The organism is uncultured Roseivirga sp., assembly GCF_963973945.1.
Lineage (GTDB): Bacteria > Bacteroidota > Bacteroidia > Cytophagales > Cyclobacteriaceae > Roseivirga.
This window is the reverse complement of the sequence record NZ_CAXBBV010000007.1, coordinates 151969-178532: the sequence shown is the minus strand read 5'-3', so window position 1 is coordinate 178532 and position 26564 is coordinate 151969. Positions and strand designations below refer to the sequence as shown.

The following is a 26564-nucleotide window of genomic DNA, read 5'->3' as shown; positions in this document are numbered from 1 at the left end:
ATTCAAAGTGCGCAAATATAGTAACAAACCAATAGTCTCCTACCTTTGTTGTACATGAGTTGCAAACGAAATATACATGACTAATCCACCATTATATAGACGGTTAGACCAAGCCAAGAAACCCCTCATTATTGCAGGGCCTTGTAGCGTAGAAAACCAAGTTCAGTTTTTCGCAACATTAAAGAACTTAGACCTTTCTAAAATAGACTATATAAGAGGTGGAATATGGAAGCCTAGAACAAGGCCCGGATCGTTTGAAGGCATAGGCGCTCTTGCTTTTGAGTGGGTTAAAGAAGCTAAGGCTGAATTTGGGATTAAGTTTGCCACAGAAGTGGCTACAGCCGAACACGTAGAAATCGCATTAAAAAATGATGCATCAATGCTCTGGTTGGGTGCTAGAACTACAGTAAACCCTTTTACAGTACAAGAAATTTCAGAAGCCCTTAAAGGTGTTGATCTCCCTGTTTTTGTAAAGAACCCCATCAATCCAGACTTATCGCTTTGGAAAGGTGCTTTGGAAAGGCTCTTAAAATGCAATGTGAAAAACCTAGGCGCCATTCATCGCGGTTTTCAAACTTTTCAGCAAAACAAATACCGCAACACTCCACTTTGGCAAATCCCCATGGAGTTGAAAGGTGAATTTCCTGACCTTCCGCTTCTCTGCGACCCTAGCCATATAGGAGGAAAAAGAAGCTTGATAAGTGAACTATCGCAAAGGGCTATGGATTTGGACTATGATGGCTTAATGATAGAAACGCACATTGATCCAGACAATGCTTTAAGCGATAATGCACAACAATTAACACCAAGTGATTTCAATCTCTTACTGAATAACTTGATTTTCAGAAGTCATACTTCCAAAGACCAAGACTTTATAAATCAACTAGAAATTATTCGTGAACAAATAGATCAAGCTGACAGAGAGATACTTGAGGCGATTGCTACTAGATTAAGTTTAGTAGAAAAAATTGGAGAGTATAAAAAAGAAAATAATGTGGCTATCTTTCAGATAAGTCGATGGAAAGAAATCCTTCAATCGAGACCAGAATGGGCCAAAGCCATGAACCTAGACCCAGAATTTATTCGTGAACTTTACCGCCATATTCATCAACAATCCGTAAGGATACAGACATCCGTATTTAATACTGAACAAGACAAACAACCTAATGACTGAACTAGGACTACTCGGCCCTGAAAACACTTATCATGATATGGCAAGGCAAAAGTTTTTGCCCAACGCTAGCCATATGCTTTTCCCTACCTTCGATGAAATTTTTAAAGCACTGAAAGAAAAGCGCATTAAGAAAGCGCTGATCGCCATTAAAAACAATACCTCTGGTTTAGTTGGCGATAATCTGGAGCGTATTAAAAGCTCTGGACATCGTATTTTAGAACAGTTCGAACTGCCGATTCACCTTTGTTTAGGTAGCTTTAAAGCTTCAAACATTGAAGGAATAAAGAAGATTTATTCTCACCCCATGGCAATCAAGGAAACTAAAAAGTTCTTTACTAAATACAGTCATATTACCTTTATTTCTAGCACAAGTACGGTAAGTGCCGTTCATGAGCTTAAGAATAATCGAGAGAAAAATGCGGGGGTAATTGCGAGTAAAGAGGCCATAGAAGCCAACGACTTATTACTGTTGATGGAGAATATTGAAGACCACTCAACCAACAACACAACTTTCGCTTTGGTAGAGAATATTTAAAAAATTATTCACTTTATGTTTTTCTTTAAAAAAGAGATACCTAAGTTTATCGCATGTTAGCAGCAAGGACATCATTTTATTACTTTTTTTACTTTAGAACTCACTCGAGATCGAGCCTGCGCTATCATTGAATGAAATCACTAAAAATATTTAATAGCCCGGTTCGAAAGAGTCGGGCTTTTTTTTTGAACAAACGTAATTATGAACATCATCGACATTAAAGATTGGGGGCTTGGATTATCAGAGCATGTGCTCATTGCAGGCCCTTGCAGTGCGGAAAGTCCGCAACAAATCGAAACTATTGCAAAAGGTTTAAAAGGAAGTCCTGTCGAACTTTTCAGAGCAGGCGTATGGAAGCCAAGAACCAGACCAGGCTCATTTGAAGGGGTTGGGGCTGAAGCGCTAGAATGGCTACAAATTGCAAAAGACATTCTGGATGTGCCAGTTACCGTAGAGGTGGCAAAAACGGAACATGTAGATGCCGCTTTAAAAGCAGGTGTTGACGTACTTTGGATTGGTGCAAGAACAACAGTAAATCCATTTTCGGTACAAGAAATTTGCGAAGCCTTAAAAGGAACCGACATTCCAGTAATGGTAAAAAACCCGATCAATCCAGACCTTCAACTTTGGTTGGGAGCTTTTGAAAGGTTAAACAAAGTAGGGATCACAAAATTGGCGGGCATTCACCGTGGCTTTTCAGATCCTTACGAAAAAAGATACCGCAACAAGCCAGAATGGTCTTTGCCAATTCACTTAAAGCGTATGATTCCCGGCCTTTCTGTAATTTGCGACCCAAGCCACATTGCTGGCGCACGCGAAATTATTGGAGCCGTTAGTCAAAGGGCCATTAACTTTGGTTTGGATGGTTTAATGATTGAAACTCACCATGATCCAGATAAGGCTTGGAGTGATGCCAAACAGCAGATTACACCAGACACGCTCAAGATCATTTACGAAAGCCTGATTTTCAGAGAAAACGTAGACGAGCATCCAGAAATGCTGAATGAACTAGATCAGTTCAGACAAAAAATTGATTTATTAGATGCTCAGTTATTAGAGCTTTTTGCTGAAAGATTCAAAGTAATTGAGCAAGTGGGCGACTATAAGCGTGAACATAATTTGGCGGTTTACCAGCCCAGTCGTTGGGAAGAAGTAATGGAAAGTAGAATTCAGGATGGCTTGCGTAAAAACATGACGGAGAAGTTTATGAAAAGCCTTTTATTTGCCATTCACGAGGAGTCGGTGAAAAAGCAAGAAGCACAACTGAAAGAAACCCGTCCATTAACAAAAGCATGAGCCACATTGTAATTGACCACATAGAAACCAGCCTTAAGGCGGCATTAAAGGAAACTGACTTTACGCAATTAGCGGTTTTAGTCGATGAGAATACGCGTGCGCATTGTTATCCTTTGGTACAGGCCTTTTTGCCAGAGCATTTGCTCATACAAATCACTTCGGGTGAGGAGAACAAAAACCTTCGCACTTGTGAACACATATGGGAGCAATTCACCTCAAACAACTTTGACAGAAAAGCATTGCTGATCAATTTGGGTGGTGGTGTAATTGGCGATATGGGTGGTTTCTGTGCGGTTACTTACAAACGTGGAATTCGATTCATCAACATTCCCACTACCCTATTGGCCGCGGTAGATGCCAACGTAGGCGGAAAATTGGGCATCGATTTTATGGGCTTTAAAAACCATTTAGGGTTCTTCCAAGATCCCGAAACTGTCTTAATCGACCCAATATTTCTAAAAACCCTTGTTCCGCGAGAATTGAGGTCGGGTTTTGCAGAAGTAATTAAACACGGGCTTATAGCCGATGCCGATTATTTTGAACAAACTACTGCTCATGGCTTAGACATTGAAAACTGGGAGGCCGTGATTGCTCATTCCGTAGAAATCAAAAACGAAGTAGTAAAAACGGACCCAAAAGAAGCTGGGCTCAGAAAAATTTTAAACTTTGGGCACACCGTTGGGCATGCCATTGAAAGCTTCTATTTAAATACTGACAAGAAGCTTTTACACGGAGAAGCAATTGCGGCTGGAATGATATGTGAAGCCTACTTGTCAAAAAAACTACTGGGCTTTTCTGATGAAAATCTATTGCAGATTTCTGACACCATTCTCGAGATTTATCCTGAAATTAACATCGCAAAAGAGGACTTTTCTGGAATCATAAAACTGATGTACCAAGACAAAAAGAATCTTAACAACCTCCTCAACCACTCCCTTCTGATGGACATCGGAAAGGCCACCTACGATATCGCTGTAGACGAAAAAGATGTAATTGATTCTCTTTTTTACTTCACTAAACTGAAACACTGACCTTGGAAACCATTCACCTTAAACACTCACCCCAACTCAAAGCAGTAGAAATCCCGCTTCCTGCTTCTAAAAGTGAGAGCAATAGGGCTTTAATTATCAACGCGCTTTCTGGTAACCTATCAGCACTACAGAACCTATCAGAAGCCAGAGATACTCAAACGATGATTCGTTTATTGGCCAGTACAGAAGAAACTTTAGATGTTTTGGACGCTGGAACCACGATGCGATTTCTTACAGCACTTTCAGCCGTGGGAGAAACACCGAGAATTCTTACGGGCACCGCAAGAATGCAACAGCGCCCCATTAAGATTTTGGGGGATGCCCTAAAAAGCCTTGGTGCCAAAGTAAAATATTTAGGAGAAGAGGGCTTTCCTCCACTCAAGATAAAACCCATTGTTGATCAAAAGACCAACAGCATTAAAATGCAAGGCGATGTAAGCAGTCAGTTTATATCGGCTGTGTTAATGATTGCCCCTTGTTTGCCCCAAGGCCTTAACTTAGAATTAAAAGGAAAAATCGGCTCTCGTCCTTATATCCAAATGACTTTGGACATGATGAAGCTTTTTGGAATTCACTCCAACTGGACCAACCAAACCATTGAAATTAAGCCTCAGCAATACAAAGATTACCCATATGTAGTAGAATCTGATTGGTCGGGTGCGAGCTACTGGTATAGTTTTGTGGCTTTAGCAGATGATGCCAAAATCAAATTAAAAGGACTCAGACAAAAATCGCTTCAAGGCGATATTGCCATTGTGCACATGATGAATCAGCTTGGTGTGATGAGCACTTTTGAAGCCGATGGTGTGGTTCTTCAGAAAATCCCTCACTCCAACGAGGTTAATTTTGATTTTACCGATTGCCCAGACTTGGCCCAAACTATAGCCGTGGTTTGTGCAGCAAAACAGATAAAATGCACCATGACGGGCTTAGAAAGCTTGGTGATTAAGGAAACAAATCGGGTAAAAGCGCTCAAAAAAGAATTAAAAAAATTCAATGTAAAGCTAAAAGAGATTGAACCCGAAGTATTTGAGCTTAGATCGAAATTCGAATTGAGTGATACACCCATAGAGATTGAGACTTATGACGACCACAGAATGGCCATGGCTTTCGCTCCGCTTTGTACTTTGCAGAATATCGTCATTAAAAACCCCAGTGTGGTCAATAAATCTTACCCAGGTTTTTGGAAAGATATTGAGCTAGCAACAGGTCTTTAAATTGTCGCTCAAATTACTATTCATCAAATGAACTAACTGTCTTTCAAGACGGTTGCTCATACTATATTTCAGCGGTTATCATGGCAAAAAAGAAAAAACTCAACAATATCACCGTAGGTGAAGTTTTCAAAAGAATCATTTGGCCCAAAAGAGGGCTTTTACTTTTCGGACTGGTCTTAATTCTACTTAGAAGTGCTGCCAGTTTGGTACTTCCTAAAGCCACTCAATACCTCATTGACGATGTTGTGGTGAACAAAGACATGGAAATGCTCAAGACAGTGATTCTTGTCACCATTGCTGCCATCATTACCCAAGCCATTACGTCCTTTGCCCTTACGCGTATTCTCAGTGTTCAAGCTCAAAAGCTAATTGCCGAATTACGAGTTCAAGTTCAAAAGAAAATCTTATCGCTCCCTCTTAACTTCTTCGATAGCACCAAGTCGGGCGCACTGGTTTCAAGAATTATGACGGACGTGGAAGGTGTTAGAAACTTAGTAGGAACTGGTTTTGTACAGCTTATCGGTGGTAGTATTACCGCAATAGCCGTACTCGTTATACTCATTGGCATGAATGCCAAACTCACCGCATTTGTTGTCGTTCCTGTCATTATTTTTGGTTTAATCGCCATGAAAGCATTTGCCTATTTAAGACCTATTTTCAGAAAGAGAGGCCAGCTTAATGCCGAAGTAACAGGTCGATTAACAGAAACTTTGAGTGGTGTGCGAGTAATTAAAGGCTTTGGTGCCGAACTACAAGAAACGGAAAGCTTTGAAGGTGGTGTGAAATCATTATATGAAAATGTGAAACAAACGCTAACAGCAACAGCCGTTGTTACAAGTTCTGCCACTTTCCTTTTGGCGGGTGTTGCCAGTACTGGTATTCTAGGAATTGGAGGCTACTATATCATTCAAGGCACCATGACCACGGGTGAACTCTTCGCATTTATTGGTTTACTCGCTTTACTCATTGCCCCAATTGTTCAAATGTCAAATATTGGCAGTCAGATTACAGAAGCATTTGCTGGACTAGATCGTACTGAAGAAATTATGTTAATGAAGGCGGAAGACGATGACGAAAACCGCACGGTTAAGCTTAAAGAAACAGACGCCAATATCAAATTCGAAAATGTATCATTCGCATATGAGGAAGATGTGGACGTTTTGAAAAACATCAGTTTCGATGCATCTTCTGGAAGTGTTACCGCCTTGGTGGGAACTTCTGGTTCTGGCAAATCTACGATTGCAGGTTTAGCCGCTTCATTCCTTAACCCACGCGAAGGTAAAATAACCATTGATGGTATCGACCTTTCTACCGTATTGTTAAAAAGCTACAGAAGAAGGTTAGGTGTGGTGCTTCAAGATGATTTCCTTTTTGAAGGAACCATCCGCGAAAACATTCTTTTCCCAAGACCAGATTCTTCTGAAGAAGATTTACAGAACGCAGTGAAAGCAGCCTATGTAAATGAGTTTACCGATCGCTTTGAAAAAGGATTGGAAACCGTAATTGGTGAAAGGGGTGTGAAACTTTCTGGTGGCCAACGACAGAGAATTGCCATTGCTAGGGCGGTTTTGGCCGACCCAAAAATCCTGATTCTTGACGAAGCCACGTCTAACCTCGATACAGAAAGTGAATCATTCATTCAGGAAAGTTTATCGAGCTTAATGAAGGGCAGAACCACTTTTGTAATTGCTCACCGCTTAAGCACCATTCGCAAAGCCGACCAAATTCTAGTAATAGAAAATGGTGAAATTGCCGAAAGAGGAACACACGATGATTTGATTGCGAAAGAAGGTAGGTATTTCCAATTGTACACTTATCAGGCAAGAATTTAAAGGCAGCTGTATTACTTTCTCCTAAAACCTACTCCCCTCTAGACAGCATTGTGTTTGAGTGATTTTCGAGCTTAAGAAAGTTTTATGTAAATATGTTGAATATTTCATATTAATACTTCATCTTTAAGTCCGTTTCACCTAAACGTTATATGAAAACTGTCACCTTTTCAGTGCTCGTGCTTTGCACGAGCCTGGTGGCTTTTCTCAGTACCGCGCGTGCCGAAAAAGCTACTGGATCTAACTACAGACCAATACTCGAGTATATCGAGGGTACAGTTGATTTTTATATCTCAGACACCACATTGTTAATCCTAGATACTGCAGAAAACAAAAGAAAACAGTACCATATCTTTTTTGAGAATCGCTCCAAAGAAAAAATAGAAGTAGCAATTCATTACAAACAATACAATGGGGAATGGATTACATCTGACTTTCAGTCCATAAAACCCAAAGAAAAGAAACTAATGGGACTCTCTGATGAGCAAACCTATTTCTATTACGCTACTTCTCAGTACAAATCGAAAAAGAAAGTTTGGGAAGGAGATTATAAGTTCGCTTTAAAAGAAGGCGCTAAAAACAAGGTCGGCTTTAAGCGACAAGAAATTTGGGAGTGTTACAATACAGACTCGTGCAACGAAATTGCTGTGTTAAGGTAACCCTGTTTGAGGAAGCTGCTGGAGCTTCCTCTTTTTATTTCAGACTTGCAAAATAAGAAGGAGCCTGCATTAACCTACTTCCGTACCAACTGAACATTTCACCATCTACAAGTTGAACATCACAATTGGGCAGAACTGCCTGGAGTTCTGCAATATGCTTCTCTTTAAAAGGGTATGGTTCCGAAGAAAGAAGAATCGTTTCTGGCGCCATTTCTTGAATAGCTTCCAGCGTAAGTTCTGGATAACGTGTTTCTGAAAGTACATTTCCAAAGCCAGCGAAATCCATCATTTCATCAATAAAAGTTTCTCTGCCTGCTGCCATATAGGGCTTCTTCCAAATAAGATACAGTGCTTTTTTTCTCGACTTATAGGGAAGTGAAGCAAAACCCTCCTTCACCTTTTCAACAATAGAGATGGATTTAGCCCTTTCATCTACCAAATTACCAATGGCCAAAATCATATCGAAAGCCTGATCCAGTCCAGTGATATCACTCATCCAAACTGGGTATTTCTTGGCCAGTTCTTCAATACCTTCTATGTAGTTTTCTTCTTTGTTCCCAATGATTAGATCAGGTTTAAGTTCATCAATTACATCGAACTTAAACTGCTTGGTGCCGCCCACAAAGGTTTTGGATTGATGCCATTGGCTTGGGTGAATACAAAACTTGGTGACCCCAACCACGCGATCACCAAGTCCTAAATCATATAATAACTCTGTTTGGGAAGGTACTAAAGAAACAATACACTGGGGCAAACTAGGCACTTCTACCTTCCGCCCCATTTGATCTAACACCATTCTTACACTTCCTTCCAAACCAATTATTTTAAATAGCTAAAATCATGATCAGCAGGCAATTGAATAATAAACTGATACATCAGTTCAATTACCTTCTCAATATCACTTTCATGCGCAGTTTCTACGGTAGTGTGCATGTACTTCAAAGCCAAAGAAATTAAAGCTGAAGGCACACCTTCGTTTGAATAGGCAAAAGCATCGGTATCTGTACCCGTTGACCTTGAGCTTGCATGACGTTGGAAGTCGATCTTATTCTTTTCCGCTACATCAATCAGCATTTTCAATACATTGTTATGCACCGCAGGGCCATAAGCCAAAACAGGGCCTAAACCGCATTTCTGATCGCCTTGCAATTGCTTTTCATACATTGGCGAAGCGGTATCGTGACATACATCTGTAATAATAGCCACATCAGGTTTGATTCTAGCGGCAATCATTTCTGCCCCACGCAAACCAATTTCTTCTTGTACCGAATTGACCACATAAAGGCCAAATGGAAGTTTCTTACCTTCTTCGTGAAGCCTTCTGGCTACTTCGGCAATCATAAAACCACCAATACGGTTATCGAGCGCACGACCACACCAGAACTTCTTATTCAGTTTAAAAACCTCATCGTCAAAAGTAATTACGGTTCCTACATGAACGCCCATATCGAGCACTTCCTGTTTCGACTCCGCTCCCACATCGATAAAGATATTCCTCAGTGAAGGTGATTTTTCAGAAGCTTTATCGCGCACGTGAATGGCTGGCCAGCCGAATACACCTTTCACGATTCCTTTTTCGGTGTGAATGTTCACCCTTTTTGAAGGTGCTATTTGGTGATCAGAACCACCATTTCGAACTACATAAATGTAGCCGTTGTCATCAATGTAATTTACAAACCAGCTGATCTCGTCTGCATGCGCTTCGATTACTACTTTAAATTTTGCATCAGGATTAATCACCCCTACTGCCGTTCCGTACTTATCCGTGAAATAAGTATCTGTAAATGGCTTGATATAATCTAACCAGATTTGTTGACCAGAAGCTTCGAAACCTGTTGGTGAAGCATTGTTTAAATATTTGGTAAGGAATTCCTGACTCTTCTTATTCATAATTTTCATTATTCTAAATGCTAAAAAACTGGCCAAGGCCAGTTCTATAATTTAATTCGGTACGGATAAAGACCTTGTTACAAAGGAATATTCCCGTGTTTCTTTTTCGGCAGCGTGGCCACCTTGTTTTCCAACATGGTAAAAGCCCTAATAAGTTTCTTGCGGGTATCTTGAGGCAAGATTACTTCATCAACATAACCTCTTCGCGCAGCACGATAAGGGTTGGCAAACTTCTCAGTGTACTCATCCACTTTCTCTTCTAGTTTGGCTTCAGGGTCATCAGCAGCGGCAATTTCTCTTTTAAAGATAATTTCTGCAGCACCCTTCGCTCCCATTACCGCAATCTCAGCTGATGGCCAAGCATAGTTCATATCCGCGCCAATGTGTTTGGAATTCATTACATCATATGCCCCACCGTACGCCTTTCTGGTAATTACCGTAATTCTTGGTACTGTAGCTTCAGAGAAAGCATAAAGCAATTTTGCTCCATTGGTGATAATGGCATTCCACTCTTGGTCTGTACCTGGCAAGAAACCTGGCACATCTTCCAACACCAATAAAGGCACATTGAAACAATCGCAGAAACGCACAAAACGCGCACCTTTCACACTCGCATCAATGTCTAAAACGCCAGCCATTGACGCTGGTTGGTTTCCTACAATCCCAATACTTCTTCCGCCAATTCTGGCAAAGCCTACAACAATGTTCTCTGCGTAGTTTTTATGTACTTCGAAGAAAGAATCTTCATCAACCAAGCCTTCAATCACCTCGCGCATATCGTAAGGCTGATTCGGGTTTTCCGGAATAATATCATTCAATACGGTTCTTACCGCATCTTCATTTAAATCATATTCGTATACTGGAGCCGTGTCTTCGCAATTCTGCGGAATGTATGACAACAATTGTTTGATCTCATTAATGCACTGCACCTCATTGGCAGAAGCGAAATGCGTTACTCCACTTTTTGTACTGTGCGTACTGGCACCTCCTAATTCTTCAGAAGTTACTTCCTCTTGTGTTACGGTTTTTACCACATTTGGCCCAGTAACAAACATATAAGAAGTATTTTCTACCATAAAGATAAAATCGGTAATGGCTGGTGAATATACTGCTCCACCCGCACATGGCCCCATAATGGCAGAAATTTGAGGCACTACACCTGAAGCCAAGGTATTTCTATAAAAGATGTCGGCATAACCCCCAAGCGATACTACGCCTTCTTGAATTCGAGCTCCACCAGAATCGTTTAGGCCAATCACTGGCGCACCGTTCTTCATGGCCAAATCCATAATCTTCACAATCTTTTCGGCATGGGTTTCAGAAAGCGAACCTCCGAATACTGTAAAATCTTGTGAGTAAACATATACCAAACGGCCATGAACCGTTCCGTAACCTGTCACTACGCCATCGCCTAAGTAGATTTCCTTTTCCAGACCAAAATCTGTAGCACGGTGTTCTACAAACTTGCCAATCTCTTCAAAACTTCCTTCGTCTAATAATAGCTCAAGACGCTCTCTAGCAGTGAGTTTACCTCTTTTATGCTGACTATCAATTCGTTTCTGGCCTCCACCTAATAAAGCTTCTGCATTTTTTTGCTCTAGCCATTCAATTTTTTCTGCTTTGGTCTTGTGCTTTTTAAGCGGGGTATTCTTAGCCATAGGTGTGGTTTTATATACTCGTCAAAGATATACAGGTCAGTACAAAAAAAGAACATAATCGGCATCTATTACCTTTCTATGAACATCCATATTTTAATAGAATGCCTTATATTCGCCCATCTTTGCAGAGGGGCATGAAAGAGAGAATAGCTGTTATTGATTTGGGTACTAACACCTTCCACTTATTTATAGTGGAGGTGAGTAAACGCGAGATCAAAACGCTATACAGAGAAAAAATAGCGGTAAAAATTGGCAAGAACGGCATTAGCAAGGGAAGAATCTCAGTTGATGCCAAGAAGAGAGCCTTACATACCCTTCAAGTTTTCAAAACTATTATTGATCAATTCGAGGTCAAAACCGTAACGGGGGTTGCTACAAGCGCCATTCGATCTGCAAAAAATGGCCAACAACTGCTGGACGAGATCAAAGAAAAAACTTCTATTGACATTCAAATCATTTCAGGCGATCGTGAAGCTGAACTCATTTTCTATGGAGTAAAATCTACTTTTCACCTCACAGAAACGCCACAGTTGGTAATGGACATTGGCGGTGGAAGTGTAGAGTTTATTATTGGCAACAACGAAGAAATATTCTGGAAACAAAGTTTCGAGATTGGTGCGCAAAGACTTTTGGATAAATTCCACAAGGAAGATCCAATCCTTAAGACCAGTATCGAAGAAATGAATGCTTGGCTCGAAACTGAACTTTCCAATTTAGTAAGTGCTATTGAAGAGTTCAAACCTCAAGGACTAATCGGTTGCTCTGGCACTTTTGATACGCTTTCCGAAATTTACATGAAGGAAAATGGGGTTGAAAGAGCACTTGATAGCTTAATATTTCAATTCCCAATAGAAGCAAACAATAAAATTTACGAAGAACTGATTACAAAAAATAGAAAACAGCGAATGCATATCCCCGGTATGGTTACCATGCGTGTAGATATGATTGTTGTAGCCAGTTGTTTGATTCAGTTTGTTTTAAAACATATGACTAGCGAAAACATTAAGGCCTGCGCATATGCGTTAAAAGAAGGGCTTTTGTATACATCGTTTTCGCACATTAAGATATCGGAGAAAAGCGCTTCGAACTAAAAATTACATACATGTCGAATTACTCTTACCAAGATTTATATCAGTTTTCTCATTCTGTTTTTATCAAAATGGGCTGCCCGGAAGCAGATGCTACCCAGGCTTGTGAAACGCTTCTTTCTGCCGACTTAAGGGGAATCGACTCTCATGGAGTAGCGCGACTTACTGGCTACGTTAGGCTTTGGGAAAAAGGAAGAATTAATGCGAGCCCGAACATCAAGGTTACTTATGAAACTCCAAGTACGGCTGTTGTAGATGGAGATTCTGGTTTGGGTTTAGTAGTTGCTCCTTTCGCAATGAGGGTAGCCATTGAGAAAGCCAAAAACGTTGGAACGGGTTGGGTTTCAGTAAAAAACTCAAACCACTATGGCATTGCTGGCTTCCACTCATTATTGGCTGCTCAAAACGACATGATTGGTATTTCAATGACCAATGCGAGTCCTTTGGTTTCTCCGACTTTTTCTAAGGAAAGACTTTTAGGCACTAACCCCATTGCCATTGCAATTCCAGCAGGCAAAGAGCCTCCTTTTGTGGGCGACTTTGCTACCACCACGGCTGCCAATGGAAAACTCGAAATTCTTCAAAGAAAAGGAGAGCCTGTGCCTCAAGGCTGGGTACAAGACATAAATGGCTTAGACACCACTAATGCTTTTGGTGTAAAAGAAGGTGGTGCGTTACGTCCTTTAGGAGGAAGCAGGCTACACGGAAGTCATAAAGGCTACATTATGGGTTCTGTGGTGGATATTTTCTCTGCTGTGCTTTCTGGCGCCAATTATGGGCCTTGGGCACCTCCATTTGTAAGCTTTATGGATCCAGTAAGTGATCCTGTGGGTGAAGGGCTAGGTCACTTCTTTGGCGCTATGCGTGTAGACGCTTTCCGCCCTGCAACGGAGTTTAAAGAGCACATGGACAACTGGATTCAGCGATTTAGAAACTCAACACCCGTAGACTCAGAACAACCTGTGCTTATCCCTGGCGACCCAGAACGTGAAATGGAAAAAATAAGAATGGAGCAAGGAATTCCTTTGCTACAGCCTGTAGTGAATGACCTGAAAGAAGTAGGTAAGAAGTTTGGGATTGAGTTCTAAAAACCAGAATAGATTAAGAGATCCTTCCAAAAGTTTCTATTTCGACTTTAAACAAAGTGAATTACGACTGATGATATAATTACATCAACTTTCGGAAGGTTTCATCAAGCTCAGATCAAAAGGTAATCCCTCCCCTTATTACTAGCGCACTCCCATAAGGAGACCTAAGGTCATCATGAAGAAGATTATATAACACTGTGATGTTTATTCCTCCTTTTCCAAAAATAGGCTGAAAAGCGCCACCACCAATGAAGAGACCTGGTACCCATTCTCGATTTGTGGTTTCACTATATGGGTCTGGAGCAAATTCAACATTCAAAGCCTCAAACTCCATATGGGCAAAATAGGTCTCGAAAATATTATGCCTTAAGAAAGTACGTCCACCATATACGCTACTACTCACTTTAAATTCGTCACGTGAGGGTAAAACGATGTACTTGCGTGAAAGATAGAGATAGGTAGCACCCAAGCCCGCTGAAAAATCAGAGGTAATCATATAGCCAGCCAGTGGAGAAACATCGATATAAGTAAAATCAGTACCTAGGTTAAAAGAAAAATTTCCACCGAAATAAACTCTGTCCATAAAGCTGACAGAATCTTCTTCTTGAGGTTCTTCTTCGAAATAAATTTGAGCTTGTAACGATGAAAAGCTGATAAAAAAGAAGGCAGCAACGGTTAATAATTTTCTCATAGTCCTGATAACGAAAAAGTCCTCAAAAGAGGACTTGGTATTGAATATTTTTTTTGACTTAGTCTTCCGTTACTATGACGAAAAGATCTTCAGATGGTTTCTTCATTAAGTATTTTTCTCTTGCAAACTTTTCAAGTAACTCCTGATTGGTAGTTAACTCTTCCTTGTTTTTAAGTACTTCCACCTTCTTTTCTAAGTAGTATTCCTTCTGTTTTTCAAGGTTACTCAGTTTTGACTTAAGCCTAATCTGAGTCACAATATCATTGGAGTCTACAAATAGCATCCAGATAACGAAAAATGTTCCGAAGAGGAAATAGAAACTCTTTGCGAAACGAGGAACTTTGGTGAAAGCCTTCATAGTACAAAAGTAACTAACTTTTTAGCATAAAATCAAAAGTATTAAAATTTAGTAGCCTGAGTTCGATTTTAAAACACATTGAATTGGTCTGTAAAGTATCATACTTGATAGCAGGTTTCTCGGGAAAGAATGAATAGGCTATGGGGCCAGCAATGAGGTTTGCCAAAAAGTTGGTGAATGACCTCTGCCTATTTCATAAAGCACACCAAAAGTCATGTCAAACTTGAGCTTGAACATATGAAAAAAAGTAAAGACGACCCTAGACTCATGAAAGCCACATTTTATACCTGTTGTGGATCAAAAGAATGATTATCGTTGATGGGGCTACAACGTCTACATTCATAATCACTGACCCATTTTAAATCTACCAGGTAGTTATAGCAACCTTGTTTGGAACCAAAAGGCTTTTCGAAGAATTCCTCATCAAATTTTAGTGACTCACTCTATATTTTCCTATTAGACAACCAATTAAATGCCGTATACCCATATATTGAGAGCTAAAGGAGTACATTTATGGTAATTATAAACTAAACTATTTCATATTATTAGAATAATTTCTATATTTAAGTACACATACAACCATCGATGTTTTAAGTTGATTCGGTTATAAATAAACGCACATGCAATATTTTGCTAGCACTGGGTTTCCTAGCATTCTTACTGATCTTCCTAATATTTACAAGGATTTCTTTCCTGATTTTTTTAACTCTGGAATTCCAGAGGAATCTTTGGCGACATGCAATAATTGTGCGATGGTTTGTAAGGATAAGGAAAGAGATGTAAGCAAACTCACCCTAAAACCATTTCATCCAGATAAAAAGTGTTGTACTTATCATCCCTCTTTACCTAGCTATTTAGTAGGAGGTGCTCTTTTAGAAGCCTCGCTCGAGGGCAAAAGAAGCCTTAGAAAGGCGATAAGTAAAAAAACGGGGGTCACACCATATGGCATATTAACTCCGAATTTTTATAACACGTTGTACTCAAATCAATCTGGGGGATTCGGGAGTAGTGAAACATTACTTTGTCCATACTTTCTAAAAGAGTCTGGGAATTGTAGTATTTGGAAATTTAGAGAGTCAGTTTGCTCAACATATTTTTGTAAAACGCTTGCTGGAGAGAAGGGTAAAAAATTCTGGGGGTCTCTAAAAGGATATCTAAATCATGTTGAACAAAGTCTGTCACAATATATAGCAATCAAGGCTGGGCTTAATTATTATATTGCCAATAGCTCAGTATATAAAATTCAGAAATCACCACTTACCACTGAAGAATTGGACGGTCTACCTCCAACGGATTATGTAGATATATGGGGGGAATGGTATGGAAGGGAGAGTGATTTTTATATTTGGGCCTATGAGCAAATTAGTCGGCTGACTTCCAAAGAATTTGAGGATATAACTGGAATCCGTCAAAAAGTTCTTTTAGAGGGTCTCAAAGCTGAGCATAAGAAAGTGCTAACAATACCGGAGCATTTAAGTGTCAATGAACATTGGAAGCCAAAGAACGGAGAGCAAATTAAGAAGATAAGGTTTAGCACTATTGATATTCAATTTGAGTTGCCATCGGAAGTATTGCATTCCTTTGATGGCAAAAAAAACATTTCCGAAGCAAAAAAGGCACTTGAAGATATTAGCGAAATTGAAATAGAGGACTCTATGATTCTTTCTCTATATCACTATGGAGTATTGGAGGAATGAGAACAATGGACAACAAGGTGTTGTTTTAAATTAACATAAACTCTTACAATTATGAATTCTAAAAGTAAAATGAAAATTGGATTTAGTACATTAGCCATGGTTGGTTTTATGGCCGTGGGTCTTAACAATCCTTTGCAGGCACAAGAAGACCCGTGCGGAGAAGCCACACCTGACACGACATGTGCCTATTGGGATGTTGATTACACACCAGGTGAAGGTGTTACTGGGTGTCATACAGGCGGAAAGTTTGTCTGTGACAAAAATGGTGGCCCTATACAGCAATAAATTTTTCACTTTAAGATGAGGGTCTTTAAACCCTCATCTCTAAAAAAACTCTATGAAACTGAAGCAAATCTTATTCACTATGTTAGCTCTACTTGTTTATTCATGCAATTCTGGAGGTAATTCTAATGACGGTGCTAGAAATGATAAGTCATCAATTAACGGGGAGGTATCCACAGCTTTAATAGCTACTCTTGATGAGGAGGAAGAATTGTTGGGAGTAATATCATCATTTGCCTTTGTTACCAAGTCTAGTTTTGTGGTATCAACTAAAGGGGGGGCAGTGGTCACATATGACTTGAATGGTAATAGAATTAACAGTTTTAGTAATATTGGAACAGGGCCATTTGAATATTTATCACCAAGCAAGATCAAGGTTTATGATAAAAAAATATATGTGTGGTGTTCACAGCAGTTGAAGCTTATAGTCTTTGACCTAAATGGAAAACCATTGGAAGAGTATAATAGGTTCTCAACGGCCATAAAGGATTTTGTGGTTGTCAATGATGAACTGTATTTCTTCATGAGTGGTGGTTCATTATATTCTTTAATTGAGGTTTACAACCTAGATAGTCAGGAGGTAATTGCTTACTATGGTGAAGAAGATAGAGAAAGTGAGATACTGAGTATGCTGACATGTTCTGGGGGGCTGGCTACAAGAAATGGTAATATATATTTTAGCTCAGTTGGTAAACTAGGAATTGAAAAAATTCAAAATGGTGCGATTTCTATGCAAAAAACAATATCTGATAAAGAGTTTGAAGTTAAAAAACTTGAAGATGCAAATTATGGTAGAGTCAGAGGTGATACAGAGGCAAGAGTAAATTATGTTAATAAAAATAGCTATGTCGGAGGCATATTCGTTATTAATGATAGATTAATCATCAAGGCTGAAGTAGGCGAGTTTGTATATGAGGATGTTTGGGATTCAAAAACCTGGAATACTTCTGATAGATTTGAGAAGTATTTCGTTTTAGATGAAGATTTAAATGTAATAGCAACCTATAAACGGCCATTTTCTTTTCAGTGTAAAAACTGTCTTTATGCCGAAAACGGTGATGACTTATTCTTTTTGAGTGAGGTAGAAAATGCTGATGGAAGTGACTTTCAATATCAGTTGAATAAACTGAGTTTTAGTTTGAATACCTTAAGTAGAACAAATTGAATGTTTTAATAGGAGGTTAATATGATCGCTTCTGAAGTATTACCTAGTGAATGAATAGAAAGAAATAGAGATCACCCCTTCCTTTATTATACTTCGCTTTTTGAAACCTGCTAGGTTCTGGAGTTTTTGACTCAATGACCTCTTCTAGAGTGTTTAATTGATCGAGGTTAGTACTGAAATGATTACTCTAAAAATATCTCAATTGTCAGGAGCTCCAGCGTCTACCCAAGCTACAATTGTATTGATCTGGTCGTTACTCAAAGCATTTGAGCCTGATGGTGGCATTGTTCTGGCAGAAACTCTCGACTTAATGGATATATCATTGGCTTTTACATCGCTATACCCAGCAATTACAAAAGGCGCGGAACCTCCGCTTACATGGCAGCCAGAGGTTGCGCAGTTACTTTGCATAATTGGAAATACATCGTTAGCAAAAGACGGGGTGCTTGAACCGCCTGTAGATTCAGTAAATGTTATCGATATACTTGCAGTGCAGCCTTGACTATCTTTTACAGCAACAGTGTAGTTTCCGACAGCTAGCCCTGTGAAGGATGATGAGCTTTGAAATGATCCATTATTGAGTTTATACTCCAATCCACCATTCGATCCTGTAGCAGAAATAGTCACACTTCCGTCAGCCTGACCAGATGAGGCATTTTGTTGGCTTGAGATGGTCAGCACAATTGGTGTTGCGCAAGGATTTGGGTCTTCATCTCCACCTCCGCCACCACAGGCTGAAACAATATACACTAGAACTAGAGCGAGCAATACAGATTTGGTTTTCATAGCAAGGTTGTTTTGAACCCTATACTTTGATTTTATACCTAAGGCTGCGTGACCCAAAACAAAAAGACTTCACCCCTTACGGAATGAAGTCTTTGATCGTATTTTGGTTTGAGCTTAGTAAGCCTTTCTGAAGTTCTTTCCAGGATACTTAGCTACTTCTCCTAATTCTTCTTCAATTCTAAGCAATTGGTTGTATTTCGACATTCTATCTGAACGCGAAGCCGAACCAGTTTTAATTTGGCCAGTGTTCAAAGCAACCGCTAAATCAGCTATCGTATTGTCCTCTGTTTCTCCAGATCTGTGCGACATTACAGCTGTGTATCCATTTCTGTTGGCTAAGCTTACTGCTTCAATTGTTTCTGTCAAAGTACCAATTTGATTTACTTTGATCAAGATTGAATTGGCAATACCTCCATCGATCCCTTTCTGTAAACGCTTCACGTTAGTCACGAATAAATCATCGCCTACTAACTGTACTTTGTCACCAATCTTATCTGTTAGGGCTTTCCAGCCTTCCCAATCGTCTTCAAACATTCCATCTTCAATCGACATGATTGGATATTTTTCGCAAAGCGAAGCAAGGTAATCAGCCATTTCAACTGGCGTCATTTTCTTTCCTGTCGAGTCTTTGAAGTGGTAGATTTTCTCATCCTTCAAATAGAATTCTGAAGAAGCTACATCCAGTGCATAAACGAAATCTTCACCTACCTTATAGCCAGCATTTTTTACGGCTTCAGAGATTACCTCAAGCGCTTCATCATCCGATGCTAAGTTTGGTGCAAAACCGCCTTCATCACCTACGTTCGTTGAAAGGCCACGAGAAGAAAGTACTTTCTTTAAATGATGAAATACCTCAGCTCCCATTTGAATTGCTTCAGTAAAGCTCTCGGCACCAACTGGCATAATCATAAATTCCTGAAAATCTATTGAGTTATCAGCATGAGAGCCTCCATTGATGATGTTCATCATAGGAACAGGAAGTGTGTTTGCATTAACACCACCTACATAACGGTAAAGCGGAAGGCCAAGCTCAGCTGCAGCTGCTCTTGCAATCGCCAAAGAAACACCCAAAATAGCATTTGCTCCTAGGTTGCTCTTATTGTCAGTACCGTCTACTTCGATCATAATCTTATCAAGCAAATTTTGCTCGAACACAGAAAAGCCAATTAGCTCGGCAGCAATGGTATCATTTACATTCTCCACGGCCTTCAAGACTCCTTTGCCAAGGTATACGTCTTTGTCTCCATCTCTTAATTCAACGGCTTCATGCGCACCAGTTGAAGCACCAGAGGGCACTGCAGCACGGCCTAGAACACCATTTTCTGTAATTACATCTACTTCGATGGTAGGATTTCCTCTTGAGTCAAGAATTTGCCTTGCGTGGATACTTTCAATTAAACTCATTGGTATTATGATTTGATAAGGTTAATAAATTGATCGAATAAATAGCGTGAATCGTGCGGCCCTGGTGATGACTCTGGGTGATATTGTACAGAGAAGGTTTTCTTTCCTTTTACCTGTAAGCCTGCAACTGTGTTGTCATTCAAGTTGATATGTGTTAACTCGAGGCTGCCTGCTTTTTCTAATGCAGTTAGATCTACCGCAAAGCCATGGTTCTGAGAAGTAATTTCACTTTTGCCAGAAATCAAGTTTTTAACAGGGTGATTCAAGCCTCGGTGGCCGTTGTGCATTTTAAATGTAGTTGCTCCGCAAGCCAAAGCAATCACTTGGTGACCAAGACAAATTCCAAAAAGAGGTTTGTCTTCATTCATAATCTTTGTTGCTGTTTCTACCGCATAAGGCATTGCTGCTGGATCGCCAGGGCCATTCGATAAGAAATAGCCATCAGGATTCCACTTGCTCATTTCTTCAAAAGTAGTTTTAGCATTGAAAACTTTCAGGTAGGCACCTCTACTGGCCAGATGCTTTAGAATACTAGTTTTAACGCCTATATCAAGCACGGCTATTTTCACCTCTGCGTTTTCATCTCCTACAAAGTAGGGCTCCTTTGTACTTACAAACGAAGACAGCTCTAAACCATCCATCGATGGGATTTCAGCTAGCTTCGCTTTTAGTTCATCATCAGATAAATCTTCTGAACACACAATTGCGTTCATGGCTCCTTTATCTCTAATGTATCTAACCAAAAGGCGTGTATCCACATCTGAAATTCCTACAATATTATTCTTATCTAAATAATCTTGAAGTGAGCCATTGGCCGTTTTACGGCTGAAGTCTTCTGAAAAGGTGTTAACAACCAAACCTCTGATTTTTGGTGAATCAGATTCCTGTTCGTCATCTTCTACCCCATAATTTCCTATGTGAGAAGCAGTATTCACCACAATCTGACCATAGTAAGAAGGGTCCGTGTAAATTTCTTGATAACCTGTCATTCCTGTGTTAAAGCAGATTTCGCCTCCGGCAATACCTATTTTACCAATGGCGGTACCTTCGTATCGGCTTCCATCTGCTAAAAGAAGAATGGCTTTTCTTTTACTGTTGATATTATTCGTTGTAGACATATTTATAGATTGGTGCGCAATTCAATTCTTCAATGCGGTACAAAAGTAAATAAAAAAGGGATTGAACAAATTTGCTCAATCCCTTATTCTATATTTTTAAGAAAGTAGAATTACTCTGCGTCTTTCTTATCATCTTCTTTCGCTTCTTCGGCTTTAGCTTCAGGAGTTTCTTCAGTTTCAGCCACTGGTGCTTCAACAGTTTCTTCCTTCGCTGCCTTAGGTGCTTTAGCTACAGGTGTAGTTTCAGTAGTAGCATCATCTTTCTTACCACCTCTTCTGCTTCTTCTGCTGCTTTTCTTAGCAGGAGCTGCTTCTTTAAGTAGTAATTCGTTGTAGTCTACTAATTCAATGATACACATATCAGCATTATCTCCTAATCTGTTTCCAGTTTTGATAATTCTAGTGTATCCTCCAGGTCTGTTTGCTACCTTCTCAGCTATTTCGCTGAAAAGTGTTGTTACCGTTTCCTTATTTTGAAGGTAAGAGAATACTACTCGTCTTGAGTGAGTTGTATCGGTCTTAGCTTTTGTAATAAGAGGCTCAACATATTTCCTAAGCTCCTTTGCCTTCGCTACAGTAGTTGAAATTCTCTTGTGCGCGATCAAAGAAGAAGCCATATTAGAAAGCATTGCTTTTCTATGCGGTGCTTTTCTACTTAGGTGATTAAATTTCTTCCCGTGTCTCATCTTACTTTATTCCTCGTCAAGTTTATACTTTGATAAGTCCATACCGAAAGTAAGGTTCTTATCTGCTATTAGTTGCTCCAATTCAGCCAAAGACTTTTTACCGAAGTTTCTGAACTTCATCATGTCAGAAATTTCAAGTCTTGCTAAGTCGCCTAATGTTCTCACATCAGCTGCTTTTAGGCAGTTGTAAGCTCTTACTGAAAGATCAAGATCGTTCAATTGAGTTTTTAACAACTTACGCATGTGAAGCATTTCTTCATCTACTTGCTCTGGCTCATCAAGAGAACCTGTTTCCAAGATCATGTTCTGATCAGAGAATAGCATGAAGTGTTGAATTAAGATATGGGCTGCACCTTTCAAAGCGTTTTCAGGGTGGATAGAACCATCGGTTTGAATATCCAAAACCAACATTTCGTAGTCAGTTTTTTGTTCAACCCTAGTGTTTTCTACACTGAATTTTACGTTTTTGATCGGTGTATAAATAGCGTCAATTGGAATGTATCCGAATAACTGCTCAGAAGGTCTGTTCTCTTCAGCAGGAACGTAACCTCTACCTTTATCGATAGAAAGCTCAATTTCGAACTTTACCGAACTATCCAGATTACATACTACTTCGTCAGGGTTAAGGATTTCGAATGCACTTGTGAATTTTCCAATATCACCAGCAGCAAACTTATCTTGACCTTCTACGATTACAGTGATTTTGTTATCGACAGTATCAGAGATTTTCTTGAAACGTACCTTCTTTAGGTTTAGAATAATTTCCGCTACGTCCTCTACAACACCCTCAATCGTTGAGAATTCATGCAAAACGCCAGGGATTTTTATACCTGTGATAGCGTAACCTTCTAATGAAGAAAGAAGAATTCTTCTTAATGCATTACCGATTGTAACCCCGTATCCTTTTTCGAGTGGTTTAAATGTGAACAGACCGTGAAAGTCGTCCGCCTTCTCCATCACCACCTTTTCAGGGATTTGAAATGCGAGTATTGACATATGATTAGATCGTTTAAGTTCTTAAATAGATTATTTAGAGTAAAGCTCGACAATAAGCTGCTCGTTGATTTTTTCAGGAATTTCATCCCTCATTGGTAGAGCAATCATTTTACCGTTCATATCAGCCTTGTTCCACTCAATCCATGGATACTTTTGAGCTGAATTATTAGCTAAACTATCGGTGATGGCTTCTAGAGATTTAGATTTCTCTCTTACTCCTACCACATCACCTGGTTGTACCACATAAGATGGGATGTTCACTAGTTCTCCGTTCACAGTGATGTGTTTGTGAGAAACCAATTGTCTTGCACCTCTTCTTGTTGGAGCAATACCCATTCTATATACAGTATTATCAAGCCTTGCCTCCAACATTTGTAGAAGGATTTCACCTGTAATACCTGATTTTCTTGAAGCACGATCGAACGTGTTAGCAAACTGACGCTCTAATACACCATAAGTGTATTTTGCTTTTTGCTTCTCCATTAACTGGATTGCATATTCAGATTGTTTTTTTCTTCTACCTCTTCCGTGTTGACCAGGAGGGTAAGCTTTCTTTTGCAATGCTTTGCTATGACCAAAGATAGGATCGTTAAATCTTCTCGCAATTTTGGCCTTAGGACCTGTATATCTTGCCATTACTTTCTAATTTCTGGATTAAACTCTTCTACGTTTTGGAGGACGACATCCGTTGTGTGGTAATGGAGTAACGTCTTTAATCATTGTTACTTCGATACCAGTATTTTGGAGTGATCTGATTGCAGACTCTCTTCCAGAGCCTGGTCCTTTAACAAATACCTCAACTTTTCTCAAACCCAAATCGTAGGCAGTTTGAGCGCAATTCTGGGCTGCCATTTGGGCTGCATAAGGAGTATTCTTTTTAGAACCCTTAAAACCCATTTTACCAGCAGATGCCCAAGAAATCACTTGACCTTGTAGGTTAGTGATTGATATGATGATGTTATTGAAAGAAGCCTTAATGTGGGCTTGTCCAATAGCTTCAACCTGAACTACTCGCTTTTTAGCTTTATCTTTTCTCTTCTGAGCCATTCTTCAAATATTTTCAGACCTAAAGGCCATTAATTCAAATTACTTGGTTGCCTTTTTCTTGTTCGCAACAGTCTTTCTCTTACCTTTTCGGGTACGTGAGTTGTTTTTAGTGTGCTGACCACGAACAGGAAGACCTTTTCTGTGTCTCAAACCACGGTAACAACCGATGTCCATCAGACGCTTAATGCTCAATTGCACCTCTGATTTTAAAACTCCTTCTACTTTGAACTCTTCACTGATGATCGTACGAATTGCTTTTTGCTCTTCATCATCTAAATCACCAATTTTTTTGCTCACATCAATTCCGGCTTTACCTAAAATGTAAACAGCCGAGCTACGTCCAATTCCGAAAATATAGGTCAAACCTATCTCTGACCTCTTGTGATCCGGAATATCTACTCCTGAAATTCTAGCCATAATTACCCTTGTCTTTGTTTGAATCTAGGATTCTTTTTGTTTATCACGTATAACTTTCCATTCCTACGGATCAGCTTACAATCAGCACTACGCTTCTTGATAGATGCTTTCACTTTCATGATTTCTTATTTATATCTGTAAGTAATTCTTGCTTTGGTTAAATCGTATGGCGACATCTCCATTTTCACTTTATCGCCTGGTAATATTCTGATATAGTGCATCCGCATTTTACCAGAAATATGAGCAGTAACGGTGTGTCCATTATCAAGTTCCACTCTGAACATTGCATTCGGCAATGCTTCTAAAATGGTACCGTCCTGTTCAATAGATCCTTGTTTTGCCATACTAAAATTTAAAAACTTCTTCTATATACTTATGTGTTGTTAACACTTCTGTTCTATCCTTGAATATCGCCACTGTATGTTCAAAGTGAGCTGAAGGCTTTCTGTCTCTGGTTCTAATGGTCCACCCATCATTTTCCTGTACTATATTCCTCGCTCCTAAATTGACCATCGGTTCAATGGCGATTACTAATCCTTCTTGAAGTTTTACTCCTCTACCACGTTTTCCGTAGTTAGGAACTTCAGGTGATTCGTGTAAGTTCCTTCCTAAACCGTGTCCAACAAGCTCTCTCACTACAGTGTAGCCTTTGTCTTCAACGTATTTTTGGATAGATGCACTTACATCGCCTAACCGATTGCCATACTTGGCTTGTTCAATACCTATATACAACGACTCTTTCGTTGCTTTAAGCAGTGCTAATGTCTCTGGGGAAATTTCTCCTACGGGGTAAGTATAAGCGGAATCGCTATGAAAACCTTTGTAGAAGACTCCACAATCTATAGAGATTATATCACCGTCTTTCAATTCGTACTTCCCTGGAAATCCATGAACTACATTCTCGTTCACTGAAATACACAGGGTAGAAGGGAACCCATTGTAGCCTTTAAACGATGCTTTCGCATTATGATCGCGAATATATTCTTCTGCAATCTTGTCCAAGTCAGCGGTTTTAACACCTGCCCTTACTTGTTTAGCTACTTCTCCGTGAGCCCTGCCAAGAATATCGGCACTCTCTCGAATTATCTGAATTTCCTCTTCAGTCTTGTAATTAATCATATTATGCTACAGCTACGTTCTGAGATCGGCCACGCATCTTGCCTGACTTCATCATTCCTTCGTAGTGTCGCATTAACAAATAGCTTTCTATTTGTTGTAAAGTATCTAAAATTACACCCACCATAATTAAAAGTGAGGTTCCTCCATAGAAGTAAGCGAATTGCTGCCCCACACCTGCATTGTATGCGAATGTTGGAAGGATTGCGATAATCGCTAGGAATATTGAACCTGGAAGCGTAATTCTATCTAATACATCTCCAATAAATTCAGATGTAGGTCTTCCTGGTTTAATACCCGGTATAAAACCTCCACTTCTTTTAAGATCATCCGCCATGTTCGATGGATTCACCGTAATAGCAGTGTAGAAGAATGTAAATGCTATAATTAACACGGCAAACGTAACATTGTACTGCCATGAATATGGATTACTAAATGCTGCTCCTATTGAGTTAGCTATATCGCTACTGTCTTGCCAAATACCTGCCAATAAACTTGGCAAAATCATTAAAGCTTGAGCAAAGATAATTGGCATAACTCCAGAAGCATTAACCTTTAAAGGAATGAACTGACGTTGACCACCATATACTTTACCGCCCACTACTTGCTTTGCATACTGTACTGGTATTCTTCTTGTAGCCTGAACTAAAGCAACAGTTACAATTACAACAAAGAACAATACTATCAGCTCAATTACTGAGAACAATGCTTTTCCGATTCCATTTGTTGTTACAAATTCCATCCATGCAGCTCCAGGTAAGCTTGAAATAATACCGATCATAATTAGCATGGAAATACCATTGCCAATTCCCTTATCAGTAATCTTCTCTCCTAACCACATACAGAACATTGTACCTGCAGTTAACAAGATCATTGAACTGATCATGAAAAGCGATGGGTCAATGCTAGGTAGGACAGCGTCTTGAGAAATAATAGTTGCTTTAATGTAACCAAAGCTTTGAGCAAGGGTTACTAGAATTGTTAGAACTCTAGTGATTTGAGTAAGTTTTTTTCTACCAGACTCTCCCTCTTTCTGCATTTTCTGGAAGCTCGGTACTGCCACAGTCATCAATTGGATTACAATCGAAGCTGATATATAAGGCATAATACCTAAACCGAATATAGATGCCCTACTAAATGAACCTCCTAACAATGAGTTAAGGATACCAAATATCCCACCCGCATCATCGGTTAATTTAGCTACGTCTACACCAGGTAAAACAACAAAAGATCCAAGTCTGAAAACGATCAAGAATCCCAGCGTAGCTAGGATCCTATTTCTCAATTCCTCAATGGAGTATATATTTCGTATGGTAGTAAAAAACTTCTTCATCTT

29 protein-coding genes are annotated in these 26564 nt (G+C 39.6%); 12 read left to right on the top strand and 17 right to left on the bottom strand.

What is annotated here, in order from left to right; translation table 11 throughout:
* Window positions 1–76: 76 nt before the first annotated feature.
* The 7 genes from AAC026_RS13205 (at window position 77) to AAC026_RS13175 (ending at window position 7741) form a co-directional block, all read left to right on the top strand.
* Entirely contained in the window at window positions 77–1174 is a 1098-nt protein-coding gene (locus AAC026_RS13205) for a bifunctional 3-deoxy-7-phosphoheptulonate synthase/chorismate mutase type II (RefSeq protein ID WP_339698813.1), read from the top strand.
* Window positions 1167–1709, top strand: coding sequence for a prephenate dehydratase domain-containing protein (locus AAC026_RS13200; protein WP_053222892.1), 543 nt, complete (start codon window positions 1167–1169; stop codon window positions 1707–1709). The genes AAC026_RS13205 and AAC026_RS13200 overlap by 8 nt, the downstream gene beginning before the upstream one ends.
* Window positions 1710–1910: 201 nt before the next feature.
* On the top strand, window positions 1911–3005 hold the full coding sequence (locus AAC026_RS13195) for a bifunctional 3-deoxy-7-phosphoheptulonate synthase/chorismate mutase type II (RefSeq protein ID WP_339698810.1): 1095 nt from the start codon (window positions 1911–1913) through the stop codon (window positions 3003–3005).
* Window positions 3002–4036: a 3-dehydroquinate synthase gene (gene aroB, locus AAC026_RS13190; RefSeq protein ID WP_339698807.1), complete on the top strand. Its 1035-nt coding sequence runs from the start codon at window positions 3002–3004 to the stop codon at window positions 4034–4036. Before AAC026_RS13195 ends, aroB begins: the two co-directional genes overlap by 4 nt.
* Window positions 4037–4038: 2 nt before the next feature.
* Window positions 4039–5253: a 3-phosphoshikimate 1-carboxyvinyltransferase gene (locus tag AAC026_RS13185; RefSeq protein ID WP_339698805.1), complete on the top strand. Its 1215-nt coding sequence runs from the start codon at window positions 4039–4041 to the stop codon at window positions 5251–5253.
* Between the two features lie 80 nt (window positions 5254–5333).
* The gene (locus AAC026_RS13180; protein WP_339698802.1) at window positions 5334–7085 is read left to right on the top strand and encodes an ABC transporter ATP-binding protein; all 1752 of its coding nucleotides are present in this window, start codon (window positions 5334–5336) and stop codon (window positions 7083–7085) included.
* A 149-nt stretch (window positions 7086–7234) separates the two neighbouring features.
* Window positions 7235–7741: a DUF1036 domain-containing protein gene (locus AAC026_RS13175; protein ID WP_339698799.1), complete on the top strand. Its 507-nt coding sequence runs from the start codon at window positions 7235–7237 to the stop codon at window positions 7739–7741.
* Between the two features lie 34 nt (window positions 7742–7775).
* Here the strand turns inward: AAC026_RS13175 and AAC026_RS13170 are convergent, their stop codons facing one another.
* From AAC026_RS13170 to AAC026_RS13160, 3 genes are all read right to left on the bottom strand, one after another.
* Window positions 7776–8555, bottom strand: coding sequence for a helical backbone metal receptor (locus AAC026_RS13170; protein ID WP_339698796.1), 780 nt, complete (start codon window positions 8553–8555; stop codon window positions 7776–7778).
* Window positions 8556–8560: 5 nt separating this feature from the next.
* Window positions 8561–9631, bottom strand: a complete 1071-nt coding sequence (locus AAC026_RS13165; protein ID WP_339698793.1) for a M42 family metallopeptidase — start codon at window positions 9629–9631, stop codon at window positions 8561–8563.
* Window positions 9632–9708: 77 nt separating this feature from the next.
* Window positions 9709–11289: an acyl-CoA carboxylase subunit beta gene (locus AAC026_RS13160; RefSeq protein ID WP_053222900.1), complete on the bottom strand. Its 1581-nt coding sequence runs from the start codon at window positions 11287–11289 to the stop codon at window positions 9709–9711.
* A 134-nt stretch (window positions 11290–11423) separates the two neighbouring features.
* Between AAC026_RS13160 and AAC026_RS13155 the strand changes: the two genes are divergently transcribed.
* Together AAC026_RS13155 and AAC026_RS13150 are read left to right on the top strand one after the other, a co-directional pair.
* A complete protein-coding gene (locus tag AAC026_RS13155; protein WP_339698789.1) occupies window positions 11424–12380 on the top strand; it encodes an exopolyphosphatase in 957 nt (318 codons plus the stop codon).
* An 11-nt stretch (window positions 12381–12391) separates the two neighbouring features.
* The gene (locus AAC026_RS13150; protein ID WP_339698786.1) at window positions 12392–13465 is read left to right on the top strand and encodes an Ldh family oxidoreductase; all 1074 of its coding nucleotides are present in this window, start codon (window positions 12392–12394) and stop codon (window positions 13463–13465) included.
* 115 nt (window positions 13466–13580) lie between these two features.
* Here the strand turns inward: AAC026_RS13150 and AAC026_RS13145 are convergent, their stop codons facing one another.
* Together AAC026_RS13145 and AAC026_RS13140 are read right to left on the bottom strand one after the other, a co-directional pair.
* Window positions 13581–14156, bottom strand: a complete 576-nt coding sequence (locus AAC026_RS13145; protein WP_339609967.1) for a hypothetical protein — start codon at window positions 14154–14156, stop codon at window positions 13581–13583.
* Window positions 14157–14214: 58 nt separating this feature from the next.
* Complete coding sequence (locus AAC026_RS13140; protein ID WP_339609969.1) at window positions 14215–14514, bottom strand: septum formation initiator family protein; 300 nt, start codon at window positions 14512–14514, stop codon at window positions 14215–14217.
* A gap of 620 nt (window positions 14515–15134) precedes the next feature.
* On the opposite strand from AAC026_RS13140, the gene AAC026_RS13135 reads away from it, so the two are divergent.
* The 3 genes from AAC026_RS13135 to AAC026_RS13125 all read left to right on the top strand — a co-directional run bounded on the left by AAC026_RS13135 (window position 15135) and on the right by AAC026_RS13125 (window position 17658).
* A complete protein-coding gene (locus AAC026_RS13135) occupies window positions 15135–16211 on the top strand; it encodes a hypothetical protein (RefSeq protein WP_339698783.1) in 1077 nt (358 codons plus the stop codon).
* A gap of 51 nt (window positions 16212–16262) precedes the next feature.
* On the top strand, window positions 16263–16496 hold the full coding sequence (locus AAC026_RS13130) for a hypothetical protein (RefSeq protein WP_339698780.1): 234 nt from the start codon (window positions 16263–16265) through the stop codon (window positions 16494–16496).
* A 79-nt stretch (window positions 16497–16575) separates the two neighbouring features.
* Window positions 16576–17658, top strand: a complete 1083-nt coding sequence (locus tag AAC026_RS13125) for a 6-bladed beta-propeller (RefSeq protein WP_339698777.1) — start codon at window positions 16576–16578, stop codon at window positions 17656–17658.
* Window positions 17659–17856: 198 nt separating this feature from the next.
* On the opposite strand, the gene AAC026_RS13120 is transcribed toward AAC026_RS13125, so the two are convergent.
* From AAC026_RS13120 to secY, 12 genes are all read right to left on the bottom strand, one after another.
* Entirely contained in the window at window positions 17857–18444 is a 588-nt protein-coding gene (locus tag AAC026_RS13120) for a hypothetical protein (RefSeq protein ID WP_339698774.1), read from the bottom strand.
* A gap of 114 nt (window positions 18445–18558) precedes the next feature.
* Window positions 18559–19848 carry a phosphopyruvate hydratase gene (gene eno / locus AAC026_RS13115; RefSeq protein WP_339698771.1) on the bottom strand — a complete coding sequence of 430 codons (1290 nt, stop codon included), beginning with the start codon at window positions 19846–19848 and terminating at the stop codon, window positions 18559–18561.
* A gap of 5 nt (window positions 19849–19853) precedes the next feature.
* Window positions 19854–20966, bottom strand: a complete 1113-nt coding sequence (gene carA / locus AAC026_RS13110) for a glutamine-hydrolyzing carbamoyl-phosphate synthase small subunit (RefSeq protein WP_339606410.1) — start codon at window positions 20964–20966, stop codon at window positions 19854–19856.
* Between the two features lie 110 nt (window positions 20967–21076).
* Window positions 21077–21652 (bottom strand): 50S ribosomal protein L17, encoded by a 576-nt coding sequence (rplQ, locus tag AAC026_RS13105; RefSeq protein ID WP_339698769.1) that lies wholly within the window; start codon window positions 21650–21652, stop codon window positions 21077–21079.
* A 6-nt stretch (window positions 21653–21658) separates the two neighbouring features.
* Window positions 21659–22648 (bottom strand): DNA-directed RNA polymerase subunit alpha, encoded by a 990-nt coding sequence (locus tag AAC026_RS13100; RefSeq protein WP_339606412.1) that lies wholly within the window; start codon window positions 22646–22648, stop codon window positions 21659–21661.
* Between the two features lie 30 nt (window positions 22649–22678).
* A complete protein-coding gene (gene rpsD / locus AAC026_RS13095; protein WP_339606413.1) occupies window positions 22679–23284 on the bottom strand; it encodes a 30S ribosomal protein S4 in 606 nt (201 codons plus the stop codon).
* A gap of 18 nt (window positions 23285–23302) precedes the next feature.
* The gene (rpsK, locus tag AAC026_RS13090) at window positions 23303–23695 is read right to left on the bottom strand and encodes a 30S ribosomal protein S11 (protein WP_053222909.1); all 393 of its coding nucleotides are present in this window, start codon (window positions 23693–23695) and stop codon (window positions 23303–23305) included.
* A 39-nt stretch (window positions 23696–23734) separates the two neighbouring features.
* Window positions 23735–24112, bottom strand: a complete 378-nt coding sequence (gene rpsM / locus AAC026_RS13085; RefSeq protein ID WP_339606414.1) for a 30S ribosomal protein S13 — start codon at window positions 24110–24112, stop codon at window positions 23735–23737.
* A 2-nt stretch (window positions 24113–24114) separates the two neighbouring features.
* On the bottom strand, window positions 24115–24231 hold the full coding sequence (gene ykgO, locus AAC026_RS13080; RefSeq protein WP_082338105.1) for a type B 50S ribosomal protein L36: 117 nt from the start codon (window positions 24229–24231) through the stop codon (window positions 24115–24117).
* Between the two features lie 6 nt (window positions 24232–24237).
* Window positions 24238–24456 carry a translation initiation factor IF-1 gene (infA, locus tag AAC026_RS13075; protein WP_339606415.1) on the bottom strand — a complete coding sequence of 73 codons (219 nt, stop codon included), beginning with the start codon at window positions 24454–24456 and terminating at the stop codon, window positions 24238–24240.
* Window position 24457: 1 nt separating this feature from the next.
* On the bottom strand, window positions 24458–25231 hold the full coding sequence (gene map, locus AAC026_RS13070; protein WP_339606416.1) for a type I methionyl aminopeptidase: 774 nt from the start codon (window positions 25229–25231) through the stop codon (window positions 24458–24460).
* A gap of 1 nt (window position 25232) precedes the next feature.
* Window positions 25233–26561, bottom strand: coding sequence for a preprotein translocase subunit SecY (gene secY / locus AAC026_RS13065; protein WP_339606417.1), 1329 nt, complete (start codon window positions 26559–26561; stop codon window positions 25233–25235).
* Between the last annotated feature and the right edge of the window lie 3 nt (window positions 26562–26564).